At 63.8% G+C, this 21,008-nt stretch carries 21 protein-coding genes; 5 read left to right on the top strand and 16 right to left on the bottom strand.

Annotation, left to right across the window (positions count from 1 at the left end; translation table 11 throughout):
- Positions 1–53: 53 nt before the first annotated feature.
- On the top strand, positions 54–920 hold the full coding sequence (pflA, locus tag CUTER_RS04460) for a pyruvate formate-lyase-activating protein (RefSeq protein ID WP_047259406.1): 867 nt from the start codon (positions 54–56) through the stop codon (positions 918–920).
- A 117-nt stretch (positions 921–1,037) separates the two neighbouring features.
- A complete protein-coding gene (locus CUTER_RS04455) occupies positions 1,038–2,882 on the top strand; it encodes a purple acid phosphatase family protein (RefSeq protein WP_047259405.1) in 1,845 nt (614 codons plus the stop codon).
- On the opposite strand, the gene CUTER_RS04450 is transcribed toward CUTER_RS04455, so the two are convergent.
- Genes CUTER_RS04450 through CUTER_RS04440 form a run of 3 tightly spaced genes read right to left on the bottom strand, consistent with a single transcriptional unit; the run spans position 2,872 to position 5,644 of the window.
- On the bottom strand, positions 2,872–3,972 hold the full coding sequence (locus tag CUTER_RS04450) for a THUMP-like domain-containing protein (RefSeq protein ID WP_047259404.1): 1,101 nt from the start codon (positions 3,970–3,972) through the stop codon (positions 2,872–2,874). The two genes, CUTER_RS04455 and CUTER_RS04450, sit on opposite strands and share 11 nt — an antisense overlap.
- Positions 3,953–4,816, bottom strand: a complete 864-nt coding sequence (locus CUTER_RS04445; protein ID WP_047259403.1) for an NUDIX hydrolase — start codon at positions 4,814–4,816, stop codon at positions 3,953–3,955. The genes CUTER_RS04450 and CUTER_RS04445 overlap by 20 nt, the downstream gene beginning before the upstream one ends.
- A gap of 9 nt (positions 4,817–4,825) precedes the next feature.
- On the bottom strand, positions 4,826–5,644 hold the full coding sequence (locus CUTER_RS04440; protein WP_236684764.1) for an ABC transporter ATP-binding protein: 819 nt from the start codon (positions 5,642–5,644) through the stop codon (positions 4,826–4,828).
- A 96-nt stretch (positions 5,645–5,740) separates the two neighbouring features.
- Here CUTER_RS04440 and CUTER_RS04435 point away from each other — a divergent pair, with 96 nt between their 5' ends.
- From CUTER_RS04435 to CUTER_RS04425, 3 genes are read left to right on the top strand one after another with little or no spacing between them, the layout of a single operon-like run.
- Complete coding sequence (locus CUTER_RS04435) at positions 5,741–7,741, top strand: maltotransferase domain-containing protein (RefSeq protein ID WP_047259402.1); 2,001 nt, start codon at positions 5,741–5,743, stop codon at positions 7,739–7,741.
- Positions 7,742–7,795: 54 nt separating this feature from the next.
- Positions 7,796–9,964, top strand: a complete 2,169-nt coding sequence (glgB, locus tag CUTER_RS04430; RefSeq protein ID WP_047259401.1) for a 1,4-alpha-glucan branching protein GlgB — start codon at positions 7,796–7,798, stop codon at positions 9,962–9,964.
- Between the two features lie 41 nt (positions 9,965–10,005).
- A complete protein-coding gene (locus tag CUTER_RS04425) occupies positions 10,006–11,181 on the top strand; it encodes a metallophosphoesterase family protein (RefSeq protein ID WP_047259400.1) in 1,176 nt (391 codons plus the stop codon).
- On the opposite strand, the gene CUTER_RS04420 is transcribed toward CUTER_RS04425, so the two are convergent.
- The 13 genes from CUTER_RS04420 to CUTER_RS04360 form a co-directional block, all read right to left on the bottom strand.
- Complete coding sequence (locus tag CUTER_RS04420) at positions 11,178–11,486, bottom strand: thiamine-binding protein (protein ID WP_047259399.1); 309 nt, start codon at positions 11,484–11,486, stop codon at positions 11,178–11,180. The genes CUTER_RS04425 and CUTER_RS04420 overlap by 4 nt on opposite strands.
- Before the next feature lie 10 nt (positions 11,487–11,496).
- Entirely contained in the window at positions 11,497–11,751 is a 255-nt protein-coding gene (locus tag CUTER_RS04415) for an LIM domain-containing protein (protein WP_047259398.1), read from the bottom strand.
- An 8-nt stretch (positions 11,752–11,759) separates the two neighbouring features.
- The gene (nucS, locus tag CUTER_RS04410) at positions 11,760–12,452 is read right to left on the bottom strand and encodes an endonuclease NucS (protein WP_047259397.1); all 693 of its coding nucleotides are present in this window, start codon (positions 12,450–12,452) and stop codon (positions 11,760–11,762) included.
- A gap of 10 nt (positions 12,453–12,462) precedes the next feature.
- Complete coding sequence (locus tag CUTER_RS04405; protein WP_047259396.1) at positions 12,463–12,924, bottom strand: DUF2550 family protein; 462 nt, start codon at positions 12,922–12,924, stop codon at positions 12,463–12,465.
- Positions 12,925–13,064: 140 nt separating this feature from the next.
- Complete coding sequence (locus CUTER_RS04400) at positions 13,065–13,439, bottom strand: F0F1 ATP synthase subunit epsilon (protein WP_047259395.1); 375 nt, start codon at positions 13,437–13,439, stop codon at positions 13,065–13,067.
- Positions 13,440–13,450: 11 nt separating this feature from the next.
- Positions 13,451–14,896: a F0F1 ATP synthase subunit beta gene (atpD, locus tag CUTER_RS04395; protein ID WP_047259394.1), complete on the bottom strand. Its 1,446-nt coding sequence runs from the start codon at positions 14,894–14,896 to the stop codon at positions 13,451–13,453.
- 2 nt (positions 14,897–14,898) lie between these two features.
- Entirely contained in the window at positions 14,899–15,873 is a 975-nt protein-coding gene (locus tag CUTER_RS04390; RefSeq protein ID WP_047259393.1) for a F0F1 ATP synthase subunit gamma, read from the bottom strand.
- Between the two features lie 56 nt (positions 15,874–15,929).
- A complete protein-coding gene (gene atpA, locus CUTER_RS04385) occupies positions 15,930–17,603 on the bottom strand; it encodes a F0F1 ATP synthase subunit alpha (RefSeq protein WP_082121263.1) in 1,674 nt (557 codons plus the stop codon).
- A 28-nt stretch (positions 17,604–17,631) separates the two neighbouring features.
- Positions 17,632–18,447 (bottom strand): F0F1 ATP synthase subunit delta, encoded by an 816-nt coding sequence (locus CUTER_RS04380; protein ID WP_047259391.1) that lies wholly within the window; start codon positions 18,445–18,447, stop codon positions 17,632–17,634.
- 5 nt (positions 18,448–18,452) lie between these two features.
- Positions 18,453–19,022 carry a F0F1 ATP synthase subunit B gene (locus CUTER_RS04375; protein WP_047259390.1) on the bottom strand — a complete coding sequence of 190 codons (570 nt, stop codon included), beginning with the start codon at positions 19,020–19,022 and terminating at the stop codon, positions 18,453–18,455.
- Between the two features lie 68 nt (positions 19,023–19,090).
- Complete coding sequence (locus CUTER_RS04370; RefSeq protein WP_047259389.1) at positions 19,091–19,330, bottom strand: ATP synthase F0 subunit C; 240 nt, start codon at positions 19,328–19,330, stop codon at positions 19,091–19,093.
- 107 nt (positions 19,331–19,437) lie between these two features.
- Positions 19,438–20,235, bottom strand: coding sequence for a F0F1 ATP synthase subunit A (gene atpB / locus CUTER_RS04365; RefSeq protein ID WP_047259388.1), 798 nt, complete (start codon positions 20,233–20,235; stop codon positions 19,438–19,440).
- A gap of 355 nt (positions 20,236–20,590) precedes the next feature.
- A complete protein-coding gene (locus CUTER_RS04360; protein WP_082121262.1) occupies positions 20,591–21,007 on the bottom strand; it encodes a hypothetical protein in 417 nt (138 codons plus the stop codon).
- Position 21,008 lies beyond the last annotated feature (1 nt).

Genomic DNA, 21,008 nt, shown 5'->3' with positions numbered 1-21,008 from the left:
GCTGCGCGGCGCTTGGCATATTAAGACTTCATCAAGAAAGTGAAAGGAACATCATGGCTGATGGTGTCACCGGTAGCGTGACCATCGCCCCCAGCGACGGCATTCGCCATCGGGGCGCGGCGATCGGCTTAGGCTCGCCGGAATTTGAAGCCTCCCGCACCGACCTCCTCGCCGCCCGGCGGTCCGGCTCCGCCGGCCTCGTGCACTCCTGGGAGATGGTCACCGCCGTCGATGGGCCGGGTACCCGGATGACTATCTTCATGTCGGGCTGCCCATTGCGCTGCCTGTATTGCCACAACCCAGACACAATGGGCATGAAAGAGGGCACGGTCGAGAAGGTCGAGGACGTCCTTAAGCGCATTAAGCGTATGCAGCCCGTCTTCAAGGCCTCCAATGGCGGCCTGACCATTTCCGGCGGCGAGCCCTTGTTCCAGATCGAGTTCACCCGACGCATTCTCGCCGGGGCACACGAGATGGGCGTGCACACGTGCATCGATACCTCCGGTTACCTTGGGTCTCGGCTGACGGACGAGGATCTGGAGAACATCGACATGGTGCTGCTCGACGTCAAGTCGGGCGACGAGGAGCTGTACCGCCGCGTTACGTCCCGGGACCTGGCACCGACCATCGCCTTCGGCGATCGTCTTTCGGCCCTGAATAAGCGAGTGTGGGTCCGCTTCGTGCTCGTTCCCGGCCTGACGGATTCCGACGAGAACGTGGAAAAGGTCGCGCAGATCGTTTCTCGGTGGCCGAACGTCGAACGCCTGGAGGTCCTTCCCTTCCACAACATGGGCGCCGATAAGTGGCACACCCTGGGTATGGAGTATGAGCTTGACGGCGTGCTCCCGCCGACCCGCGAGAGCGTCCACCATGTCGTTGACATCTTTAAAGCCCACGGAATTAACGCGATCGCTACCTAGATGAACATCCAACACCGAATATTCACCCGGTAGTCATCTAGGCGAAGGGGTCACGTCATCTTCTTAGGCCACAATCAGAAACTGTCCAGTAAATTGCTATTGAACAGGAATGATCTAATGACGTTGTGGTCTAAGAAGTCAATGAAGGCGATCCTCGCACTGGCCGCCTCCGCTACCGTTCTCACTGCCTGCAATACCGAGCAGTCCGCACCCGCTTCCTCCTCCGCCGCGTCCACCTCCGCCACCGCCGCTTCCGCCTCCGAAAAGTCGGAGGTGGATCCGGTCTACGGCGAAAAGAATGGCCTCGACCTCATCACCCTTCAGGACGAGAAGCCGGAAGTCGCGCCCGTCGAGCCGAATAACGAGCCGAACCGCGTGTCGATGTCCATCTCCGAGGACCCGGCCACCCAGATGAACTTCAACTGGTACACGACCGACAAGTTCGATGACGGCATCGTCCGTGTATCCACCAACAAGGACATGTCTCAGGCGAAGGAGTTCCCGGCAAAGGTCGAGGAAGTCACCTCCGAGTATGTTGAGCGCGACAAGGACGGCTTCTACATCTACGCCGCCGTCACCACCGACGACGAAGGCGAGTTCCTCCTCGACGACAACGGCAAGCCCGAGGAAGTCAAAGGCTACTTCACCGACGAGCAGATCACTCGCGACAACACCAAGTGGACTTCTGATGGCTCCGAGCTGGCGTACCTGGAGCTGCAGGACGTCACGGAACACGTCTATAAGGCCGAGGCCACTGGCCTGGCCCCGGACACGCAGTACTACTACCAGCTGGGCAGCGAGGCCGAAGGCCTGACCGAGACCGGTTCCTTCCGCACTGCCGCCGAGGGCAGTGAGAAGACCCAGTTCATCCAGTACACCGACACCCAGAACGCGTATTGGAACGCCAACGTCAACAACGAAGCCGCCTACGGCGCGGACACCTTGGCTCACGCCATGGAGGTCGCCCCCGACGCCGACTTCGCGCTGCACACCGGCGACTTCGTCGAAACCGCCCAGGTGGAAGACGAGTGGGTGGACAACCTTGACATGTCCCGCGAGCAGAACATGAACCTGCCGCACGCGTACGCCCCGGGCAATCACGACGAATACGGCCTCCGCTTCCTCGATACCAGCGACGAGACCGCCTTCAACGAGCACACCAACGTGCCCGTTACCAACGACGCCATCTCCGGCGGCTCCTATTACTCCTTCGACCACTCGGGCGCACACTTCGTGGTGCTTAACACCAACGACAACGAGGAGTCCGAGGACAACCCCGAGGGCGGCGCCATCGGCAAGACCCAAATGGAGTGGGCCAAGGCCGACATCGCCAAGGCGCGCGAGAACGGCGCCGACTGGATCATCATGGCCTATCACAAGCCGGTGTACTCCGCGTCCTACCACTCTCTCCAGGACGAGGACGTTCAGGTCACCCGTGAAGATTTCGTCAAACTAGCCGACGAGCTCGGCGTCGACGTCGTCCTCCAGGGCCACGATCACAACCTGACCCGCACCAAGTCCCTCGTCTACACCCCGGACGACTTCTCCTACGGTGACGTGGAGGAGACCGAGAAGCGCGAGATCGACGGCGTTGAGTACCACGTCAACCCCAAGGGCGTCACGTACGTCATCCCGAACACTTCCGGCACGAAAACCTACGATGCGATTTACCAGAAGGGCGCCGACCACGTCCACAAGGTTCGCCCGAAGCTGGACTGGATGACCGACGCCGACGTCGAGGAGTGGAACGGCCTGTTCGACGTTGCCGAGCAGCCCGAGAAGTCCCCGAAGTTCGACTACAAGCACTCCAACTACCGCCAGTCCGAGGTGCAGACCTTCGCGGTGTACACCTTCGATGAGAGCCGGTTCCAGATCGACTTCTACCTCGTCGAGGGCGACCTCCACGGCGGCGAGGAGCGGACGGTCTCCAAGCACAGCTCCTACGGCATCGTTAAGGAGTAAACTCCCGCGGTCCGCAGATGAGGGCTACGCCGTCGCGCCCAATCCGGGTGCAGACGATGGTGACGGCCGTTGATCCGCGGAGCTTCAGCCGGGCGCGCAATGCGTCGGGGTCGACGTCGACCCCGCGCACCAGGATCTCCGCGCGCCCGGCGTCGTGTCTAGCCAAGGCCGAGCGCAAGCGCTTGAGGGGAACCTGCTCGCGGAACTCGAAGCCGGAATACCCGGAGGGGATGGTGTCGCCGGTGAGGTAGGCGATCCGCTCGTCGAGCTGCCACAGTCCTTCCCGGGCTGCGAAGTGCCGCACCAGCCCGGCGCGCACGATGGCTCCATCCGGATCGAGGATGTAACGCCCCGGAGCAGCGGCGGGAACGTCGTCCGGCAGCGTGTCGTCGAGCCGATCGCAGCGACCTTCCCGATGGATGATCGCCTCGCGGCGGACCCCGGGCCGTGCCAGCCCCGGCGTGTACAGGCACGTTTCCTTGACCCCGCCGTCGACGCTCGACACCACCACCGCGCCGTCGAATCCGGAGTAGTCAATGCCCGGCGCGCACTTAATCGCCATCTCGGTGTCGGGCCACGCGGCGAAGAGGTCGGGAAGCGGCGGGATCGTGTCCTTCAGGCGACGCCCGCCCGAGCGTCGCGCAGGATCCGCTACGATGACGCACCCCCGGGACACGGGGTGGAGTGCGTCGGCGCGCAGGACGAGCCGGCCCGGCAGATTGTGGGCGGCCATCCGCACCCTGATCGGATCCAGGTCACTGCCAATCCACGGGCCGTCGATGAAACGTCCCTCCGTGCCCACCGAGCACGTGACGTCGTGGATGGGGTACCCGGCCAGGCGCGCCGCCCGCTCGGCGGCTACCGGCGGCGGGGTGGCCTGTTGGGCGGCTTCCGAATCCACCAACCAGTTGTCCGGCACCTTCCCCGCGGCGCGGGCGGTGAGCAGTTCCAGGGCCGCGCGGCCGAAGGCCCCGTAGCGCTCGCGGGCGAGTCGGGCGTCGTCGAAGGCCGCCCGCTTAGTGAGGGCAAAGCCATCCGGGTTCACCTCGTTCCGCAGCACAAAGTCCAGCTCATCGGCTGTAAAAGCCACGGTAGTTACCGATCCTATCCTCCGGGGTATGGGCGAAAAACTCATGATAGTCCGGCTCCACCGGCTCCCCGATCACCGGGTTGAGATCCGCGTTGCGGGCCGCGGCGAGCACCTCGTCGACGCTGTCATAGCGCGTCAGCTGGGACAACTGCGCCCACGTGGGTAACACCAATCGGACGAGGCCCGCCCGCCAACCGTCGATGAGCAGTTGAGGGGAGAACCAGTTGGCGTCGTCGGCCTCTGAGGTGAACCCGTCCGGGCTTTGTCCGACGGGAAGGCGGGAAACGAAGGAAAAGGTGTCAAACCAGGTGCCGTTCTCGGACTGACCGACCCAGCGTGCCGACGGCAAAAGCAGGTCGCTTCGTACCCGGAGGTGGTGGCGCTGCAAGACCTCGGTCAGTGACCGGCGGTGGGTGATGAGCATTTCGCGCTCTTCGTGCAGTTCGGAGGCGTCCGAGAGGAGATCACCGGCGGCGTCGGTCACCAACAGCGTGCCCGCTTCTTCATACAGCTCGCGTACCGCAGCGAACATGAGGGCGTGGGCCTTGTACTTCGTAGTGCCCAGGCGTCGGGCCAGGGAAACAACGGAGGGGCCAGACCACAGCGAACCGGAGTCCCAGGAACGGGCGGGGAAGTCGCGCTGGTCCACCCCGCCTCCCGGGAACACGGTCACCCCGGGGTAGTTGGGCATGGTGGTAACCCGTTCTTGAACCCACACTTCCAATCCGGTTGCGCCGTCGCGGAGGAGGATCACCGTCGCGGCCAGCCGGCCGCCGTGGTAACCGGTGAGATCGGTGTGGTCGATCCTGTCTCCGGCATCGCTCGACAACGCCCCGGACGCCATATCCGACACCTACTTGCGGTGGGCGCCTCGGCGTGCGCGACGACGGGCGAAGTAGCGGTCCCCAACGCGTGAGAGCTCGATGGGCTGGTGGAACGTCGCCGTGAGATGCTCGCTCGTGAGCACCTCTTCGATGGGGCCTTGGGCAACGACGCCGCCTTCGTCGAGCAGCATGGCGTGGGTGAAGCCCGCGGGAATCTCCTCGACATGGTGGGTAATCATGACGATGGCGGGGGCGTCCTCATCGTTCGCCAATTCCGACAGGTAGGCGACCAGGTCCTCACGGCCGCCGAGGTCCAGGCCGGCGCTTGGCTCGTCGAGGATGAGCAGCTCCGGGTTCACCATCATCGCCCTAGCGATAAGCACCCGCTTGCGCTCGCCCTCGGAGAGCGTGCCCCACCGTCGGTCCACCAGGTGCAGGGCCCCCACCTGTTCAAGGATCGCCACGGCCTGGTGCTCGTCAACCTCGTCGTAATCCTCCAACCACCGTCCCAAGACCGCGTAGCTGGCCGAGATGACCAGGTCGCCGACCTTTTCATCCTCCGGGATGCGGTGCGCCAACGCGGCCGAGGACATGCCGATCAAGGTGCGCAGATCCCGCATGTCGGTCTTGCCGAGGCGTTCTCCGAGGATGGTGGCTTCGCCGGTGCTGGGGTATTCCTCTGCGGCGGCGATGCGGACTAGGGAGGTCTTGCCGGCGCCATTCGGCCCGACGATGATCCATCGCTGACCCGGCAGCACCTGCCAGTCGAGCGGCCCCACGAGGACGGCGCCGTCGCGCCGCAGGGAAACGCCTTGGAAATCGATCAGTGCTTGTGCTTCAGTGCTCACCCCACCATTGTGACTGAAAATTAGAATCCCGGTGGATGTGACACAGCTGGGATAATCTTGGGGGCACACCCCCATGCTCTAGGAAAGGGAAAAACCATGATCGGTCGTCTCGGTATCGATGATGTCCGCCCCGTCGTATCTCACCGCGCGCTGCCGTCAAAGGCCGTCGTCGGCGAGGTTGTGCCCGTCTCCGCGCTCGTCTGGCGCGAGGGTCACGATGCGATAGCCGCCACCCTCAACGTGTTCTCCCCCGCCGGGGCAGTCGAGCGGATCCTCATGCAGCCGGAACGCTACATCCCGGATAATGTCCACGCCGTGTTCGTTCCCGACGAGGTGGGCCTGTGGTCCTTCCGGATCGACGCCTGGTCCGACGTCGTCGCCACCTGGCGCAACGCGGTCGTCAAGAAGCGTGACGCCGGCCAATCTGCCGTCGACATGTCCAACGACCTGCTGCACGGCGCCTCCCTGTTCGAGCGAGCCGCCAAGGGCGTTCCCGCCAGCGAGCGTCCCCTTCTGCTCGGGGCCGCGGAAGACCTGCGCAACGACGCCCTCGATCTCAACGCCCGGCTTGAAGTGGGCCTCAGCGCCGACGTCGCCGAGCTGCTCGCCGAATTCCCGCTGCGCGACCTCCTCGTGGAGGGCGAGGTCCACGAGGTCAAGGTAGAGCGCGCCAAGGCCGGCTTCAGCTCCTGGTACGAGCTCTTCCCCCGCTCCACCGGCGCCGAGGGTGAGCACGGCACCTTCGCTACCACCGCCGTCGCGCTGGAGCGCGTCGCCCGGATGGGCTTCGACACCGTGTACTTCCCGCCCATCCACCCCATCGGCGAGATCAACCGCAAGGGCCGCAACAACACTCTCACCCCGGATCCGGAGGACGTCGGCTCGCCGTGGGCCATCGGTTCCGCCGACGGTGGGCACGACGCCACCCATCCGCGCCTGGGCACCATGGACGACTTCCGGGCGATGATCGCCCGCGCCGAGGAACTGGGCCTTGAGGTGGCCCTCGACTTTGCGCTCCAGGCCGCCCCGGACCACCCGTGGGCCGCTGAGCACCCGGAGTTCTTCACGGTTCTCGCCGACGGTACCATCGCCTACGCGGAAAACCCGCCGAAGAAGTACCAGGACATTTACCCGATCAACTTCGATAACGACCCGGAAGGCATCTACAACGAGGTCCTGCGCGTGGTCGAGTTCTGGATCGACAACGGGGTCCACACCTTCCGCGTCGACAACCCGCACACCAAGCCGGCGAACTTCTGGCACTGGCTCATCGCCAAGATCCACGAGAATCACCCGGAGGTCATCTTCCTCGCCGAGGCCTTCACCCGTCAGGCACGCCTGTTCGGTCTTGCCAAGGCCGGGTTCTCCCAGTCCTACACGTACTTCACGTGGAAGACGTCGAAGGAGGATCTCATCGAATTCGGCGAGATGATCCGCGATGCCGCTGATGTCTCCCGCCCCAACCTCTTCGTCAACACTCCGGACATTCTCCACGAGTCCCTGCAGACCGGTGGGCGGGCGATGTTTGCTCTTCGGGCAGCCCTCGCCGCCACGCTTTCCCCCCTTTGGGGGGTGTACTCCGGCTACGAACTCTTCGAACACGTGCCGGTGGCCCCGGGCAGCGAAGAGTACCTGGACTCCGAGAAGTACCAGATCCGCTACCGCGACTACGACGCCGCGCTCGCCAACGGGGATTCCCTGGAGCCGTATATCACCCTGCTCAACCAGATTCGCCGAGACCATCCGGCGCTGCAGCAGCTGCGCACCCTACGGTTCCACGAGGTGGACAACGACCAGATCCTCGCCTACTCCAAGGTAGACCCGATCACCGGTGACACGATCCTCGTCGTCGTGAACCTGGATTCCTACTGGCCGCAGGAGGGCACGGTCCACATCGACTTCGACGCCATCGGCCGCAAGCCGGGCTACTTCGGTGTCCGCGACCTCATCACCGGCGCCCAGTACACGTGGGGCGAGCACAACTACGTGCGCCTGGAGCCGCGGGCCGACGTCGCTCACATCTTCGTCCTCCCGCCGGTGGCCGAAGACCGTCGCGAGCAACTGGCCTGGCGCGATATGACGGAGTATCGGGGTTAGTCACTTTTTCGAAAACCAACCCCGGGGGGCACCTCCGCGGGTACCGTCGGAGGTATGACCCACATCAATCAAGACGACCGAACCCGCCTTGTTCACTGTCGCCACCACGCCCCGCACGACATCTATGGGTGGCACCCCACCACAAGCGGATCCGTGGTCCGCACCCGTCAGCTGGGTGCGGAACGCGTCGAGCTGCTTATTCATGGTTCCTACGTGGACATGACCCCCATCGGAGACGACATCTTCGTCGCCGAGCTTGAGGACACCTACGCTCCCGACTACCGGTTCAACGTCCGCTACCCGGAGGCAACCAGCCTGGTCGCGGACCCGTACCGCTTCCTGCCGACGCTCGGGGAGTTCGACCTCTACCTCATCTCCGAGGGCCGGCACGAGCGCCTCTGGGAGGTTCTCGGCGCCAACACCCGGTCCTACGAGACCGAACTGGGAACCGTCTCTGGTACGTCCTTTGCGGTGTGGGCTCCCAACGCCGCCGGTGTCGCGGTGATTGGCGACTTCTGCGCTTGGAACCCCAACCAGTACCCCATGCGTTCTCTCGGATCCTCGGGTATCTGGGAGCTGTTCATCCCCGGGATCGAAGCCGGCGAGAGCTACAAGTTCGCTATCCACACCCAGGAAGGCCACCGCATCGACAAGGCCGACCCGCTGGCCAAGGCCACGAAGGCGCCGCCGGAGACCGTGTCCGTCGTCGCCGGCGAATCCGCCTACGAGTGGGGCGACGCCGAGTGGCTGAGCACCCGCGACGAGCGCAACAACATCGACGCCCCGGTGAGCGTCTACGAGGTACACCTGGGGTCCTGGAAGATGGGCTACGGCTACCGCGACCTCGCTAAGGAGCTCGTCGACTACGTGGTGGACAACGGCTTCACCCACGTCGAATTCATGCCCCCGGCGGAGCACCCCTTCGGTGGTTCCTGGGGCTACCAGGTCTCCGGCTACTACGCGCCGTCGGCGCGCTGGGGCACGCCGGACGAGTTCCGCGCCCTCGTCGATGCTTTCCACGCCGCCGGCGTCGGCGTCATTGTGGACTGGGTCCCGGCACACTTCCCCAAGGATGATTGGGCCCTCGCCCGCTTCGACGGCACTGCGTGCTACGAGCACCCGGACTGGCGCCGCGGCGAGCAGAAGGACTGGGGCACGTACGTCTTCAACTTCGGTCGCAACGAAGTGCGCAACTTCCTCGTCGCTAACGCCCTCTACTGGCTCGAAGAGTTCCACATCGACGGCCTGCGCGTCGACGCCGTCGCGTCCATGCTGTACCTGGATTACTCCCGCAACGACGGCGAGTGGCTGCCGAACGAATTCGGAGGCCGGGAGAACCTCGACGCGGTGCGTTTCCTCCAGGAAGTCAACGCTACTGTCCACCGTGAGCACCCTGGCGTTCTCACGATCGCCGAGGAGTCCACTTCGTGGCCGGGCGTGACCGCGCTGACCTCCGACAACGGCCTCGGCTTCTCCATGAAGTGGAACATGGGGTGGATGAACGACACCCTGGAGTACTTCAAGCTCGACCCGATTCACCGCTCCTACCACCACAACGAGATCACCTTCTCGATGGTCTACGCCTTCTCCGAGAAGTACATCCTTCCCTTCAGCCACGACGAAGTGGTCCACGGCAAGGGCTCCCTGTGGGGTCGGATGCCGGGCGATGATTGGAACAAGGCCGCCGGTCTGCGCACCCTCTTCGGCTACATGTACTCCCACCCCGGCAAGAACCTCATGTTCATGGGCCAGGAGTTCGGGCAGACCGGTGAATGGAGCGAGGCCTACTCCATCGACTGGTCCAACCTCGAAGGCTGGGGCCACGAGTTCCACGTCGGTATCCAGAGTTTCGTCCGCGACCTCAACAAGCTCTACCGGGCCGAGCCGGCGTTGTTCTCCCAGGACAACACCCCGGCCGGGTTCCAGTGGATCAAGGGCGACGACTACGAGCACAACGTGCTGGCCTTCATCCGTTGGTCCGACGAGGGCGAGGCCGTGCTCGCGGTCATCAACCTCTCCGGGGCCACGCACACTAGCTACACCCTTGGCGTTCCGCGGAAGGACTGGGAGCTCATCCTCAACTCCGACGACGGCGCCTACGCCGGTGCCGGCAACCCGCTGCCCACCAAGGTGACGGCTGCGGAACAGGAGTGGGATGGCCAGGAGAACGCCCTGACCATCGACCTGCCGGCCATGTCCGTCCAGTGGTATAAGGCGGTCTAGCTCGCACTGCGGCGGGAGGAGAAGCGTGCTACGTTCCGAGCGTGACCACCTTCTCCCGCCGCAATCTTCTTGCCGGGACCGTCGGCCTCGCCGCCGCCGCTCCCCTGGCAGCCAACGCAAACGCCCCCATTGACCCCTCCGCTTCTGCTTCCGCCGCCCCGAGCCTTCGCTTCGGCGACGACGGAACCTTCCGGATTATCCAGTTCAACGACACGCAGGACGATCACCTGACCGACCAACGCACTATCGAATTCCAGCGCAAGGTACTCGACGAGCAGAAGCCGGATTTCGTCGTCATCAACGGTGACGTCATCTCCTCCGGGCCGACGAACAATACCGAGGTCTACCAGGCCATTAACAACGTCGTGCTGCCCATGGAGGAGCGCGGAATCCCCTGGGCCATCACCTTCGGCAACCACGACGAAGACTCCACCGAGGACGCCGGCACGGGCGTGTACGAGCCGCAGATGGTGGAGTTCGTCCGCCAGTACAAGCACAACCTCAACCCGGCCGCCACCGACACCTATGGTGACTCCGATGGCCTGCTCCTCGTCAACGGCACCGCCGGTACCCCGAAGTTCGCCGTGTGGCTCTTCGACTCCGGCCGTTATGCTCCCGAGAATCCCGGCGGGCAGGAAATCAAGGACATGATGGGTTACGACTGGCTGCGCCCGCAGCAGATCGACTGGTACCGCACCCTCTCCGAGCAGACAGAGCAAACCTACGGCACCAAGGTTCCGGGCCTCATGTTCTTCCACATCCCGACCTATGAGCACCACCACATGTGGTTCGGGCAGCAGTTCTCCTCCGAGGGAACCGGCCCCGACGAGCGCTTCGGGGTCATCGGCGTCAAGAATGAGGACTGCTACACCGGCCTTATCAACTCCGGGATCTACTCCGCTGTCCGTGAGCGCGGCGACGTCCTCGGCATCTACTGCGGCCACGACCACATCAACTCGTACATGGGCAACTACTTCGGCGTTGAGCTCGGCTACTGCCCCGGCACCGGCTTCGGCCCCTACGGACTGCGCGATGGCACCTGGGACATGCACACGCTGCGCGGGGCCCGGATTTTCAACCTCGACGAAAAGACCGAGCGCGTCTACACGGACACCTCGGTCGTCTTCGCCAAGGACATGGGCCTGGACATGAACCCGATCAAGCAGCCACTCAAGGCGCCGCTGCCCTTCCCGGATTACGTGCAGCCAGTGAACTAGCCCAGCTCCTGGAGGGCTTCCTCCAGGGAACGCACCTTCTGGTGCAACATGTCGGTCCGGCCGGGGCGAATGTCCGCCTTGACGACGAGCGACACCCGCGGGCTCACCGCCTCCACGGCAGCGGTGGCCCGCTTAATCACATCAAAAACCTCGTCCCACTCCCCCTCCAGGGTGGTGAACATGGCCGTCGTCTCGTTCGGCAAGCCCGATTCCCGAACGATCTTCACGGCCCGGGCGACCGCGTCGGCCATCTCGGCGGTCGGGGATTCAGTCACGGTGGGGGCCACGGAGAATGCAACAATCATGGCCCTGAGCCTAGCGTCTCCGCTCGAAGCAGGCGCGGTGCCAATGCCGTCGGAAGTCGGCTCTGCCGTCCTCCCATGCCACGATGTGAGCGATGCCCGGTGGGATATTCTGGTTGCACCCCGGGCAGACGTAGTACTTCACCGCCCGGGCTGATCCCATGTGGCGGTACAGCAGGTCCCCGTCACGCTGGGTGCCGTAGAAGGAGGAACCGTCGGCCGGGAGCTGGCGTAGCTCGGGGCGCTGTCGCCGGTTTTTCCGTCCCATTACATCACCTAGAAGAGCCGCAGCTCGGCGGACTCGATGCCGCGCAAATCGTCGTAGTCCAGGGTGATGCACCTGATTCCCCGGTCCTCCGCCAGCGTCCTCGCCTGCGGTTTAATCTCCTGCGCCGCGAAAACTCCTACTACCGGCTTGAGGAGGTCATCGCGATTGAGCAGCTCAAGATAGCGGGTGAGCTGCTCGACCCCGTCGATACCGCCGCGTCGCTTCACCTCCACGGCGACGGCACGGCCGGCGGCGTCGCGGGCCAGGATATCGACTGGCCCAATAGCCGTCGGGAATTCCCTCCGCACCAGGGTGTAGCCGGAGCCCAGCGTCGTGATGTGCTCGGCCAGCAACTCCTGCAAGTGGGCTTCGACGCCGTCCTTGACCAACCCCGGATCGACACCCAGCTCCACGGAGGTATCCACCTCAACCTCGCTGAGAGTAATGCGCAGCTGCTCGCCCTTCGGGTTCTCCACGATCCACAAGGACTCGCCGGTATCCTCCCCGTCGAGGTCCGTGATGGGTTGTTCCGTCAGGGTGCACGGCGGCGTCATCCAGTTCAGTGGCTTGTAGGCGCGGTCGTCGGCGTGAATGGACACCGAACCGTCGGCCTTGACCAGAATGAGGCGCTTGGCCAGCGGGAGGTGTGCCTGAAGCCGGCCCACATAATCGACGCTACAACGAGCAATGACAAGACGCATGCGAACCAGCCTAACGCCCGCGCTGACGCCTGGCCTTCATGAGGAGGGCTCGATGGTCTCGTCGCTCCTGGCGCTCCGAGGGCGCGGATTCCACCCAGGCGATGATCGCCTTGGCGGCGTGATGCTCGAGCGCGAATTCGTACTGGCGTTGACCATGCTCGATGGTGATCAAGACGGTGTCAGGGTCAATGACATCCAACTCGCCGGACTGGGGGCGCCGGTGGCTCTTGATGGATAGGAACGTGCGGTGCAGGACAATATCGGCCGCCGGCAGCAGCGAGGTGAGCCGGTAGATGAGGAGCTCGTCCCCGCTGTAGCGCAGCAGGGCGTAGTGCCAGGTTCCCCAGACCCCAGTGGAGGAGGTGCGAAACAAGCCGCCGGTCCCCTGCGAGCGGACGATGAGGAAGCGCCACGCGGCGAGAGCAACCGCAACCAGCACGAGACCTACGACGAGCACGATAGCGAATCTCACGCACACTCCCCTTACTGTCCATGGGTATTAACAGAATATTTTAATGAGTCCCTCATGGAAGGGGGAAAAATGAGGGGCCGCCTCCACGGTGATTCCGTGAGGCGGCCCCAAAGAGTGTGACCTAGGCTACCTTTATCGGCCTAGGAAGCACGATCGCGGCGAAGCGCCTTGAGCGCCGCCTCCGCCCGTGCCTTCTCCTTCGGATCCGAGCTAGACAGCTTCTCCTGCGCTTCGGACTCATTGATCTCCGAAGCCCATTCGGCCCGCTCGGCAAGGACTGTGATCTTGTCCGTGGACACGGACAGGAAGCCACTCTGCACGGCGGCGACGAGCTTCTCGCTGCCGTCGTCGGGAGTGATGGTCACGATGCCGTTGTCGACCAACTGGCCGAGCAGCGGCTGGTGGCCGGGCAGGACACCGATCTCGCCCTCAGTGGTCTGGGCGGTGACCAGCTTGGCTTCACCAGACCACAGCGTACGGTCCACTGCGACCAGCTGCGTGGTGATGCTAGACATGGCGGTATCCCTTACTTCTCAGAGAGCTTCTTGTACGCGGCCTCGACGTCGTCCAAGCCACCGAGGTTGCTGAAGGCCTGCTCCGGGTAGTGGTCGAACTCGCCGTTGCAAATGCGCTCGAAGGCCTCAATGGTCTCCGACAGCGGCACGTAGGAGCCCTCGTCACCGGTGAACTTCTGCGCAACGAAGAAGTTCTGGCCCAGGAACCGCTGGATGCGGCGGGCGCGCTGAACGGTGAGCTTGTCCTCCTCGCCCAGCTCGTCCATGCCCAGGATGGCGATGATGTCCTGCAGCTCCTTGTTCTTCTGCAGAATACCGATGACGCGCTGGGCAACCTCGTAGTGACGCTCGCCGACGATGCCCGGCTCTAGAATGCGCGACGTGGAGGTCAGCGGGTTCACCGCCGGGTAGATACCCTTCGAGGCGATCGAACGGTCCAGCTCCGTGGTGGCGTCCAAGTGGGCAAAGGTCGTCGCCGGCGCCGGGTCGGTGTAGTCATCTGCCGGGACGTAGACGGCCTGCAGCGACGTGATGGAGCGGCCCTTGGTGGAGGTAATGCGCTCCTGGAGCACGCCCATCTCGTCGGCCAGGGTCGGCTGGTAGCCCACCGCGGACGGCATGCGGCCCAGCAGCGTCGACACCTCGGAACCGGCCTGGGTGAAGCGGAAGATGTTGTCGATGAACAGCAGCACGTCCTGGTTCTGCACATCGCGGAAATACTCCGCCATGGTCAGACCCGACAGAGCGACGCGCATACGCACTCCCGGCGGCTCGTCCATCTGGCCGAACACCAGCGCGGTATCCGGAAGAACGCCCATCTCCTCCATCTCAAGGAAGAGGTCGGTGCCCTCACGGGTGCGCTCGCCCACGCCGGCGAAGACCGACGTGCCCGAGAACTCACGGGCAATACGGGTAATCATCTCCTGGATGAGCACCGTCTTGCCCACGCCGGCGCCGCCGAAGAGGCCGATCTTGCCGCCCTTGACGTACGGGGTCAGCAGGTCGATGACCTTAATACCGGTCTCGAGGATCTCGGTCTTGCCTTCGAGGTCCTTGAACGCCGGGGGCTCGCGGTGGATGCCCCACTGCTCGCCGTCGCGGCCGAGGCCCGGCTCGTCGAGGCATTCGCCAAGAGCGTTAAACACGTGGCCCTTAACCACATCGCCGACCGGAACCGAGATCGGCTTGCCGGTGTCCAGCACCTCCGCGCCGCGGACCAGGCCGTCGGTGGGGGCCATGGCGATGGCGCGCACCAAGTTGTCGCCGAGGAACTGGGCGGTCTCCAGGACGATCGTGCGAGCGATCTCCTTGAGGTCCACCTTCACCTCGAGGGCGTTGTACAGTGCCGGCAGCTCGCCGCGCGGGAATTCCACGTCGACGACGGCACCGATGACGCGCACGATACGCCCGGCGGAGCCGGTGCGCTCTTCCGTGCGCTCAGACAGAGCTGTAGTCATAGTTAGTCTCTTTCTCCGCTATCGGACAGCGCGCCAGCGCCACCGATGATCTCTGTGATTTCCTGAGTGATCTGGGCCTGCCGGGCCTGGTTGGCGACTCGGGTGAGGTCGTTGACCAGTTCCGTGGCGTTGTCGGTCGCGCTCTTCATAGCGGTACGACGGGCGGCCGATTCGCTCGCTGCGGCGTCCAGGAACATCGAATACACGACGCGTGACACGTAGTTAGGCATGAGCGCCTTCATCAGGGTCTCCGCGTCGGGTTCGAAAGCCAGATCCGGGTTGATGTCGCCACCCGACTGGGTGACCGACTCGACGCTGTACTCCTGGTCCTCGTAGACCGCCTGCACCGGCAGCAATTGCTGGACCCGGGGAGTCTGAGTCAGCATCGACTCGAACTCGGTGTAAACCACGTGAACCTGATCGAAACCGGGCACCGGTTCGCCCTCCGGGGCGTCGAGCCCCGGGCGCCACTTGGCCTTGCCCGCACTGCCGGCCATAAAGCCACGAATGAGGTGGTTACGGGGGTCATGGGTGATGTCCCACTCGGGGTTTTCGGAGAAACCCGTCCACGAGCCCGCAACCTCGATGTCACGGAACTTGTAGTAGGAAACGCCCTTCTTGCCGGTGACGAAACGCACCACCTCAAGGCCTTTGTCCTTGAGCATTTCCTCCAGCTCGGCGGCGGCCTTGAGCACGTTGTGGTTGTAGCCACCGCACATGCCCCGGTCGGAGGTCACCACGAGGATGGCCGCAACCTTGGCATTCTTGCGCTCTTGGAGCATGGGGTGATCGAGCGAGGTGGCACCAGCCACGCGCGCGACGACGTCCGTCAGCTCATGAGCATAGGGCGAGGCGGCTTCCACGCGCTGTTGCGCCTTGGTAATGCGCGACGTCGCAATGAGTTCCTGCGCCTTGGTGATCTTCTTCGTCGAGTTAACGGACCGAATACGGTCGCGAGTTTCGCGAAGTGTAGCCATTGTTCACTGTCCTCCCTTCTTGTTGATCTAGACGGTGATGGCAGGGGTACGAATACCTAGTCCTTCTTGGCCGTCTTACGGGAAACAGTGAGCTTGGTCTTGCGGACGCTGTCCTCCTCGGTGGCGTCGACATCCCCGAAAAGGGACTCGCCGGTAGAGGTGGTGAACGTGTGCGCGAAGTCGTCGTTGGCCTTGAGCAGGGCTTCCTTGGACTCGTCGGAGAGCACCTTGCCACCGGCAATCTGCTCGTAGACCTCCGGAACAGCACCCCGGAAGTACTCCTGGGACTCGAACTCGTAGCGACGGACGTCCTCGACCGGGACGATGTCGAACACGCCTTGGTCGGCCAGCCAGATCGAGACGATCTGGAACTCGACGGCCTGCGGGGAGTTCTCGGACTGCTTAAGCAGCTCGACGAGGCGAGCGCCGCGGTCCAGCTGACGCTTGGAAACCGGATCAAGGTCCGACGCGAAGGTCGCGAAGGCCTCAAGGTCGCGGTAGGCCGCCAGGGAGAGTCGGAGGTTACCGGCGACCTTCTTCATGCCCTTCGTCTGGGCGGCGCCACCGACGCGGGACACCGACACGCCCACGTCGATAGCCGGTCGGACGCCGTTGTTGAACAGGTCCGACTGGAGGAAGCACTGGCCGTCGGTGATGGAGATCACGTTGGTCGGGATGAAGGCGGAGACGTCATTCGCCTTCGTCTCGATGATGGGCAGAGCCGTCATCGAGCCGGCACCCAGCTCGTCGTTGAGCTTCGCCGCACGCTCCAGCAGGCGGGAGTGCAAGTAGAAGACGTCGCCCGGGTACGCCTCACGTCCCGGCGGGCGGCGCAGCAGCAGCGAGATGGCACGGTAGGCCTCCGCTTGCTTGGTGAGGTCATCGTAAATTACCAGGACGTGCTTGCCCTGGTACATCCAGTGCTGGCCCAGGGCCGCGCCGGCGAAGGGCGCGAGCCACTTGAAGCCTGCCGAATCCGACGCCGGGGCCGCCACGATGGTGGTGTACTCCAACGCCCCCTGCTGTTCCAGGGTGTGGCGAACGCCAGCAATCGTCGAGCCCTTCTGGCCGATGGCGACGTAGATGCAGCGGACTTGCTGCGCCGGGTCACCGGTCTCCCAGGCACGCTTCTGGTTGAGGATGGTATCAATGCAGACCGCGGTCTTGCCGGTCTTGCGGTCGCCAATGATGAGCTGGCGCTGACCGCGACCGATCGGCGTCATCGCATCGATGGCCTTAATGCCGGTCTGGAGGGACTCCTCCACCGGCTGACGGTCGAGCACGCCGGCAGCCTGCAGCTCCAGCGGGCGCTCTTCCTCGGCGTTAATGGGCCCCAGGCCGTCGATCGGCTGGCCCAGCGGGTTAATCACGCGGCCGAGGAACTCCTCGCCCACGGGCACGGACAGGACTTCGCCCGTCCGCTTGACTTCCTGGCCTTCGGTAATGGTCTCGAAGTTGCCGAGGATAACGGCACCGATCGTGTCGGTGTCGAGGTTCTGCGCGACGCCAATGACGCCATTGGGGAACTCAAGCAGCTCATTCGCCATCGCAGACGGCAGGCCCGAAACCTGGGCAATACCGTCAGCCGCCGAAATGACCACGCCGACCTCCTCACGGGAGGCCTCCGCGGAGTAGCTCGAGGTGTAGTTCGCTATCGCGCTACGGATCTCATCGGAGGAGATCGTCAGCTCCGCCATGTTCTTCCTGCTCTCGGTTGTATTTTCCAGCATTACTTACTTCAACTGTGGCCGATGTTGGCTACGCGAGCGCGGCACGCATCCGGGTCAGCTTGCCCCGGGTAGAACCGTCAATGATCTCGTCGCCGACACGGATGGTCACCCCTCCGAGGAGGCTGGGGTCAACCTCGGTGTGGATGGCCATCTCCCGGCCGTAAATACGTCCCAGCTTCTCGGCTAGTGCCGCTTGCTGGCCATCATTCAGTGCTCCCGAGGAGACGACGTGGGCGACGGTACGTCCCCGCAGTTCGGCGGCCTGAGCCGCGATAGCGGCCAGGTCGTCGATCGGGTTACGTTCGGGGCGGCCGATCACCTGCAGCGCGAGCGCCTCGGTGAACATGGTGACCTTCCCGTAGAGCACGTTCGCCAACAGGCCACGCTTCGCGCTCGACGCCGCGGTGCGGTCGGAGAGGAGCTGGGTGAGCTCCCCTTCCCGATCGAGCAGGCGCGACAGCGCGAACAGCTCGTCTTCGACGGCTTCGAGTTGTCCCTGGGCTTCGGCGGCGCGCAGCAACGCGCGGCGACCGCACAGAACCAGTCCGCGGCGGAACTCGTTGCTGCTCGACCACTGCTCGGTGGACGCAGCGCGGAGTAGAGACGCCGTCGGGTCGGAGACCTTCCCGCCGAAGAGAGCGTCGGCAATCCCCGCACGCTGCTGCGCGGTGGCCGCCGGATCAGACACGGCGACCCGTAGGGCGCGATCCTCGTCGAGCAGCCCGACAACCTCGAAGAGCTCGATGCCGGTTTGCGCCCCCAGGACCACGGCGTGGTCGCCGGTGACCAGTTCGTCTACCTTGCTGGCAACTGTTTGTAGTGCCTCACGGCTTGCTGCGTGCATGTCGCTCACTTTCCGGCCGGGGCGATGGCATCCAGCTCGGACAGGAAGGAGTCGATCGACTCGGTCCGCTTAACGTCGGCCGAGAGTTCCTTGCCGAGGATCTTCTCGGCGAGGCTGATCGAGTTCTGTCCAAGCTCCCCGCGCAGCTCACCGACGACGCGTTCCCGCTCCGCCGCCAGAGCTTTCTCGCCGGACTCGATGATGCGCTTGGACTCTGCCTCGGCATTGGCGCGAGCCTCAGCCTCGATCTCCTTGCCCTTGACGCGGGCCTGTTCACGGATCTCGGCTGCCTCGTTGCGGGCCTCGGCGAGCTGCGCGTTGTACTTCTCAAGTGCGGCTTTGGCCTCGGCCTGGGCGGCCTCGGCGCGCTGAATGCCGCCCTTGATCCGGTCCTCACGCTCGGTCAGGACCTCCTGAAACTTCGGAAGTACGTACTTCCAGAAGACGATCAGGATGACCAGGAACGGAATGATGGACCAGACGATGTCGTAGGTCTTGGGCAGGAGGATGGAGTTGCCTCCCTCAAGAGGCAGGGACTCCCCCTCCGCCGCAAGCAAGTAAAAGACGTTCGTCATGAGTCTCTCCAGTCTCGTTTGAGGGTAACGCGGACGCCACCCTCAAGGGTTGATAGTCCGCTCTTGGTTTAGAACAGGAAGCCAGCAACCAGGCCGATGAGCGCGAGGGCCTCGACGAAGGCGATACCCAGGAACATGGTGGTACGCAGCTGGCCGGCCATCTCGGGCTGGCGAGCCATGGCCTCAACGGTCTTGCCGACGAGGATGCCAATGCCGAGGCCCGGGCCGATGGTGGCGATGCCGTAGCCGACGGCTCCGAGGCCGGTGACGGAGGTCTCTGCTGCCTGAGCCAGGATGATCTCGTTCATGGAAGTCGTTCCCTTTCTTGGTGCTAGTCCGCAGTAGGTTCGTTCGGTCTAGCGGTGAGTGTTGATGGAGGGGTATTCAATTGACCGCGTGGTTCGCGCGGGGTGCGTCAGTGCGAGTCGGCGTGCAAGGACAGTTCGATGTACACCGCCACCAGCAGGGCGAAGATGTACGCCTGCAGGAAGATCACGATGATCTCGTACACGGTGAACAGAATCGCCGCCACAATGGTCAACCCGGACAACGAGGTCCATGCATTGAGCTGCCAGAAGAAGAAGTTCGTGGCAGAGTACAGCAGGACCAGGATGATGTGGCCAGCCAGGAAGTTCGCCATAAGACGAAGAGCCAAGGTGACCGGACGCAGGATGAAGGTCGAGAAGAACTCGATCGGCACCACCAGGAGGTGCAGCAGCGGCGGCAGATTCGGAATGACCACAGAGGACTTCACGAACTTGCCGAACCCGTATCGCTGAGCGCCGGCGTAGACCATCGCCACATACCCGGCAACCGCCAGCACGATCGGCATGCCGATACGCGAGTTAGGCGAGATGTTCAGGAAGGGGATGATCGTCGCGACGTTCATGAACAGCACGGAGAAGAAGATGGTGGCGAGCAGCGGCAGGAACCGCCGGCCTTCCTTCTTTCCGAGGATGTCCTCTGCGATGTTGATGCGGACGAAGTCGACCGCGATCTCAGCGACGTTTTGGAAGCCCTTCGGAACCAACTTGGGGTTGCGGAAGGCGACCATGAAGACGATCAGGAGCACGGCCGCCATAAACAGGCGGACGAGCATAATCCGATCGAGTGCGAACCAGCCGTTGGCAAAGTCTTCCAACAGCATCTGGTCATAGGTTTGCCCCGGGAAAAATTCAGGATCCAATTCGGGGGCATGGAAGTGCCCCTTCATGGCCAAGGTTGTAACGCTCAGCGTTCTCTCCCGTTCTCGGGCCGCGAACACGGATTGCGCACGCGGTGCGATGGACGTCTCAATACTCTCACCACCACCGCAGCGGACTCCGTCGCACATCTGCGCTCGCGGTGGCAGGGGCACCACGCTCCCACCTCGTGGGACGACGCCGGACCCGAGTAGAACCTTATCAGTTGCCTAAAAAGTTCCCCCGCTGAGGATGCTGCCCGAGCCTGTCCCCTGCCCACCCAGAAGCGCCTACCTGCGACAACCCGGCGTCGAACGCCCGAAAAATGACAATGTACTCTTCGTCACATACCCCCGACAGAGGTAATCACGAAGGAGGAGATCACGACTAATCCGATCCCGTGAATGTGACATTGGTGGTGACGATGCCCCACACTTCCCCGGCGAGAACCACCACCAACACCGCAACGACCGTGCTGAACAGCGCCAACGTGTCGTAGAAGGCCAAGGGCCGAAGGATGACCAAGACCACGATGAGCACAACTATCTTCAACAGCCAGCTGCCCAAGACCACGGCCATCGTATTCGCCGGCGTGGAGTGGGCCGTCAGGCGCACGCTCAGAGCCGTCGTCAGCACGAAGCTCCCGCCGATCGCCGCCCCGATCACAACTCCCCAGATACCAGGAAGATCCCGGGCATAGCCCCAACCAGCCAGCGACACCACCACGATGACCCCTAGGGCCAGGGTGCCGAAACGAAGCGCTCGGTTAAGGGGGCGAGTGTGGTCACTGTACTGCGAAGTCACA

The organism is Corynebacterium uterequi, from assembly GCF_001021065.1.
GTDB classification, from domain to species: Bacteria; Actinomycetota; Actinomycetes; order Mycobacteriales; family Mycobacteriaceae; genus Corynebacterium; species Corynebacterium uterequi.
Note: the sequence above shows the minus strand (reverse complement) of the source record. Positions and strands in the feature narration are given on the sequence as shown.

Excerpts from the sequence above, each read along its gene's own strand:
- pflA (WP_047259406.1), top strand. The coding sequence starts at position 54 with ATGGCTGATGGTGTCACCGGTAGCGTGACCATCGCCCCCAGCGACGGC.
- CUTER_RS04455 (WP_047259405.1), top strand. The coding sequence starts at position 1,038 with ATGACGTTGTGGTCTAAGAAGTCAATGAAGGCGATCCTCGCACTGGCC.
- CUTER_RS04445 (WP_047259403.1), bottom strand. The coding sequence starts at position 4,816 with ATGGCGTCCGGGGCGTTGTCGAGCGATGCCGGAGACAGGATCGACCAC.
- CUTER_RS04435 (WP_047259402.1), top strand. The coding sequence starts at position 5,741 with ATGATCGGTCGTCTCGGTATCGATGATGTCCGCCCCGTCGTATCTCAC.
- glgB (WP_047259401.1), top strand. The coding sequence starts at position 7,796 with ATGACCCACATCAATCAAGACGACCGAACCCGCCTTGTTCACTGTCGC.
- CUTER_RS04420 (WP_047259399.1), bottom strand. The coding sequence starts at position 11,486 with ATGATTGTTGCATTCTCCGTGGCCCCCACCGTGACTGAATCCCCGACC.
- CUTER_RS04415 (WP_047259398.1), bottom strand. The coding sequence starts at position 11,751 with ATGGGACGGAAAAACCGGCGACAGCGCCCCGAGCTACGCCAGCTCCCG.
- nucS (WP_047259397.1), bottom strand. The coding sequence starts at position 12,452 with ATGCGTCTTGTCATTGCTCGTTGTAGCGTCGATTATGTGGGCCGGCTT.
- CUTER_RS04400 (WP_047259395.1), bottom strand. The coding sequence starts at position 13,439 with ATGTCTAGCATCACCACGCAGCTGGTCGCAGTGGACCGTACGCTGTGG.
- atpD (WP_047259394.1), bottom strand. The coding sequence starts at position 14,896 with ATGACTACAGCTCTGTCTGAGCGCACGGAAGAGCGCACCGGCTCCGCC.
- CUTER_RS04390 (WP_047259393.1), bottom strand. The coding sequence starts at position 15,873 with ATGGCTACACTTCGCGAAACTCGCGACCGTATTCGGTCCGTTAACTCG.
- atpA (WP_082121263.1), bottom strand. The coding sequence starts at position 17,603 with ATGCTGGAAAATACAACCGAGAGCAGGAAGAACATGGCGGAGCTGACG.
- CUTER_RS04380 (WP_047259391.1), bottom strand. The coding sequence starts at position 18,447 with ATGCACGCAGCAAGCCGTGAGGCACTACAAACAGTTGCCAGCAAGGTA.
- CUTER_RS04375 (WP_047259390.1), bottom strand. The coding sequence starts at position 19,022 with ATGACGAACGTCTTTTACTTGCTTGCGGCGGAGGGGGAGTCCCTGCCT.
- CUTER_RS04370 (WP_047259389.1), bottom strand. The coding sequence starts at position 19,330 with ATGAACGAGATCATCCTGGCTCAGGCAGCAGAGACCTCCGTCACCGGC.
- atpB (WP_047259388.1), bottom strand. The coding sequence starts at position 20,235 with ATGAAGGGGCACTTCCATGCCCCCGAATTGGATCCTGAATTTTTCCCG.